At 49.8% G+C, this 1,977-nt stretch carries 2 protein-coding genes; both read left to right on the top strand.

The window, feature by feature from the left end; translation table 11 throughout:
* On the top strand, positions 1 to 1,296 hold a 1,296-nt coding region (locus C1A11_RS00010; protein WP_145995681.1), incomplete at its 5' end, for a SpoIID/LytB domain-containing protein.
* 140 nt (positions 1,297 to 1,436) lie between these two features.
* Positions 1,437 to 1,977: hypothetical protein (locus tag C1A11_RS13645; protein WP_180950177.1), on the top strand; the 541-nt coding region annotated here is incomplete at its 3' end.

Genomic DNA, 1,977 nt, shown 5'->3' with positions numbered 1-1,977 from the left:
CTTGCCTCCTTTACCGGCAGCACCGAGTTTGGCAACATTTGTGCGAAATTCGGCATTCCGCGTGGCAGCTTGCCCGCTTCTACCGAAGCTCGCGACCAAAACCTAAGCTACAATCTCTTTGTACAGAGTCTTTTTTCTCAGGCACTCCACCGTTTGCCCTCTGACGCCGAGATGAACAACTGGGTCGCAAATCTACTTACCAACAGCATGTCTGTAAAGCAGCTGACCGGTGCCATTGTGTTCTCTGCTGAGGCTAAAAACAACACCCTTTCGGAACGTGATTACATTGCCCTTATCTACAATATCCTTCTCGGCAGAGCTCCTTCCGATGAGGAAATTGCAACGTGGACACCTACCATGTCCAGTTGGACAGGGCGCCAAAGCTTAATCAACCAAATTGCTTCTTCTTCCGAAGCCTCGGCTTTTCTTTCGGCCAGATACGGTTTAACAGGTGGTGCTGATTTTTATTCCGGCAGTCAGCTAACCGTTACCTTTGGCAACACCGTTGTGACAGATAGCTCTGTGAATATTCTGGCACGTGTGGTCGCTGGTGAGGTTGGCGGATTTCGAAATGCCGAAGTCTACCGGGCGCAAGCAATTGCAGCACACGCTTGGATTATTTACCAACAGGCACACGGCAACCCCGCCCCGACTGTTACCGATGGCACTCCCACGAAGTTTATCTATGAATCCATTGCAGAGGTGGCCGACTTAACGCTCACCTACAATGGTCAGCCTGTTTTGGCACAGTATACGGCCTCGACCGGTGGTGGCTGGACAAACAGTGCTGCTTCTGTGGGCTGGGGCGATCTCCCCTACCTGGTTCCCGTAGAAAGTAAATACGATTATCTATCTTCCTCTTACAAGCAAGACTATATTTTTGACTTGGGCACCATGAAAAATGCCCTAAATCGCATTTACGATAATGGTATCCCGCAGTGGGAACCCATTGATTTCTCTACCGACCCCGCGGGCTGGCTCAGTTATAACCCAAACGCCAAAGGCTATGCAGGCACACTCAACATCCAAATCAAACGGAGCACTAGTGCTGGGGTTAGCGGTGTCTTCCACCCCACTGCAAATTATTTTAAAGAGAATTCTAAGCTGGGGCTGCGTTCTGCTGATTATATTTTTGCCTATAACCCCAACCAAACCTGGACGTTTACCACTTTCGGGTTCGGGCATGGTGTTGGAATGTCCCAGTGGGGCGCTTATGGTTACGCCACACAAGAGGGCTGGAACTACCGCCAAATTCTCTTGCACTACTATTCTAACGTTTCTATCGTTTCGGTATAAATTAAAATAAAAAGCAGCGTTTTTTGTTGATATTGCAAAAAGCGCTGCTTTTTTTACCTTTACTTGGGCAATCCCTTTGTTTTTACACACTTATGTTGTAGAATAATATTATATTATGTAAAAAAAGGGGTATCATGTTCATGAAATACAAGCGCGTTTTGGCTTTATCGCTAAGTCTTGTGCTGCTATTGTCCACTTTATTGCCTACGGTCAGTGCAGCCAGCAGCCAGCCACCTCTGATGTCTTCCTCGGAGGCTTTTGTTACTGGAGATTCTTTGGTATCATCGGAGCCTCCCGTAACACCAGAAGCTACTGCAACGCCGGAAGCTACCGCAACGCCGGAAGCTACCGCAACGCCAGAAGCTACTGCAATGCCAGAAGCTACTGCGACGCCAGAAGCTACTGCGACGCCAGAAGCTACTGCGACGCCGGAAGCTACTGCAACACCAGAAGCTACTGCAACGCCAGAAGCTTCTGCAACACCAGAAGCTACTGCGGCGCCGGAAGCTACTGAGACACCAGAAGCTACTGAGACACCAGAAGCTACTGAGACACCAGAACCAACCGCTACGCCGGAACCCGACGAAACTTTGATGGAGCAGGTGGTACTTAGCCCCGTGGAGCAGTTTGTCAGCCGGATGTACCGCATCGGCTTACAGCGTGTACCGGATGATGCCGGTC

It is taken from the genome of Pygmaiobacter massiliensis (assembly GCF_900199435.1).
GTDB classification, from domain to species: Bacteria; Bacillota; Clostridia; order Oscillospirales; family Ruminococcaceae; genus Pygmaiobacter; species Pygmaiobacter massiliensis.
The sequence above is the reverse complement of the archived record's forward strand: the minus strand, read 5'-3'. Positions and strand labels throughout refer to the sequence as shown.